The organism is Streptomyces sp. T39 (assembly GCF_008042045.1).
GTDB lineage: Bacteria > Actinomycetota > Actinomycetes > Streptomycetales > Streptomycetaceae > Streptomyces.
This window is the reverse complement of record NZ_RDBP01000143.1, coordinates 1-1,919: the sequence shown is the minus strand read 5'-3', so window position 1 is coordinate 1,919 and position 1,919 is coordinate 1. Positions and strand designations below refer to the sequence as shown.

General features: G+C 76.0%; 2 protein-coding genes and 1 pseudogene. 1 reads left to right on the top strand and 2 read right to left on the bottom strand.

The genetic code is table 11. The features are described 5' to 3' along the window. Positions 1-93: 93 nt before the first annotated feature. Both EAO77_RS36250 and EAO77_RS36245 read right to left on the bottom strand, forming a co-directional pair. A complete protein-coding gene (locus tag EAO77_RS36250; RefSeq protein ID WP_147992546.1) occupies positions 94-951 on the bottom strand; it encodes an XRE family transcriptional regulator in 858 nt (285 codons plus the stop codon). A 214-nt stretch (positions 952-1,165) separates the two neighbouring features. Further along, complete coding sequence (locus tag EAO77_RS36245) at positions 1,166-1,765, bottom strand: response regulator transcription factor (RefSeq protein ID WP_147992548.1); 600 nt, start codon at positions 1,763-1,765, stop codon at positions 1,166-1,168. Positions 1,766-1,807: 42 nt separating this feature from the next. Here EAO77_RS36245 and EAO77_RS41605 point away from each other — a divergent pair. Further along, a pseudogene (locus EAO77_RS41605) lies at positions 1,808-1,919 on the top strand (DNA-binding response regulator); the annotation flags it as partial.

Genomic DNA, 1,919 nt, shown 5'->3' with positions numbered 1-1,919 from the left:
GCCGTGCGCGGACGCCGGAGCGAGGCTGGGGGACTGGAGGGCCGGGGCCGGGTCAGGCCCGGAGGGCTGCTCCGGGCGGCGACGCCGTGGTCGTCATGCCCACATCTGGCGCGGGGTGGGGGTGCACGGCAGGCCGCGCAGCCCTGTCGCGCCGGCGTCGAGGCAGTGCCGTGTCCCGGCGTTTTGGACCTCGACGGCGCCGTCGCCCCGGGGGGTGAGCGTCCACCGCTGGGTCGCCGAGGAACCGCAGGCCACCGCGCGCAGCCCGGCGCCGTGGTCCAGGCAGCGGCCCGTCGCGTGATTCCTCAGCTGCACGCCGTCGCCCGGCACCTCGCGGACCGTCCACCGCTGGTAGGGCAGGCCGTTGCAGTCGAAGGCGCGCAGCCCCTTGTCCAGGCTGCTGTCCAGGCACGCCCCCGTCTCCCGGCTGACGAAGATCCGGCCGTCGGGCGGACCGGCGGGGCTGCCGAGCGCCATGGTCCCGGCGCCGTCCGCGGTCGGAGCCGGCCAGGCCAGCGCGGTCAGAGCGGCGCCGAGCGCCGCCCCGACGGCCACGCCCGCCGCTGCCCACGCCGTGCGCCCGCGCGGAAGTGTGCGACGGCGTGCCCCGGCGCGTTCCGGGGGCGTCGCGGACGAGATCGGTCCGCCGGGCGCCGACGGTGTGCCTCCGGGCCGGCCGGCCGCCCCCGCGGGTGCGCAGGCCGCCCGGTCGGCGGCCTCCCACAGGACGCGGAACTCCGCGGGGTCGCCCCCGAGGGCCCGGCACAGGTCCCGGACGGTCGGCCACGGCGGGACGGTCGTGCCCCGGAAGTAACGCGAGAGGGAGGAGTCGCTGATGCGGACGCGGGACTCCAGGGAACGCAGGGTGCACCCCGAACGCTGCTGGAGTTCGCGCAGGGCCCGGCCCAGCGCCAGGGCGGCGTTCTCCTCGGTCGTCCGTTCGACGGCCATGCGGGCGTCCCTCCGCTCGGGCCGCGCATGATGCTGCGGTCGGCGCGCCTGGTCGTGGGACGGAAGGGGTCCCAGCAGGTCAGAACCTTAGGATGCGGACAACTGGGAGGCAATCGGGACACCCGTCCTGGGGGTGGGCCGCTCCGCCGTGTTGACGGCAGGCCGCCCCGCGGGCCACGGCTCCTGGCCCGACGGGCGCTCCGGGAGGACGCGTTCAGGCCGGAGCGACGAATCCCGACTCGTACGCCGCGATCACCGCCTGGGTGCGGTCGCGGGCGCCGAGCTTCGACAGCACCGCGCTCACATGCGACTTGACCGTCTCGGTGCCGACGACGAGCTGCCCGGCGATCTCGGCGTTGGACAGTCCACGGGCCATCAGACGCAGCACGGCCTCCTCCCGCTCGGTGAGCGCCGCGCGTTCCATGAGGGCGCGGGCACGGGAGGTGCCGTACTCGGCGGCGAGCGAGCGCACCGCCGCCGGGAAGAGCAGGGACTCGCCCTCGGCCACGACCCGCACGGCGTTGACGATCTCCGTGGGCCGTGCGCGCTTCAGCAGGAAGCCGTCGGCTCCGGCGCGCAGCGCCTCGTAGACGTACTCGTCGTTCTCGAACGTCGTCACGACCAGGATCCTCGGCGGTTCCGGCACGGTGCGCAGGACCGCGCGGGTCGCCTCGATGCCGTCGAGCAGCGGCATCCGGACGTCCATCGCGACCACGTCCGGCCGCAGTTGCCGCACCAGGGGGATCACCGCGGCGCCGTCGGCCGCCTCGCCGACGACCTCGATGTCCGGCTGCGCCTCCAGCACGGCGCGCAGCCGGACATCGAGGTCGTCGGCGAGGCGGCCGACGGCGCCGCGGTGATCCCCCTGGTGCGGCAACTGCGGCCGGACGTGGTCGCGATGGACGTCCGGATGCCGCTGCTCGACGGCATCGAGGCGACCCGCGCGGTCCTGCGCACCGTGCCGGAAC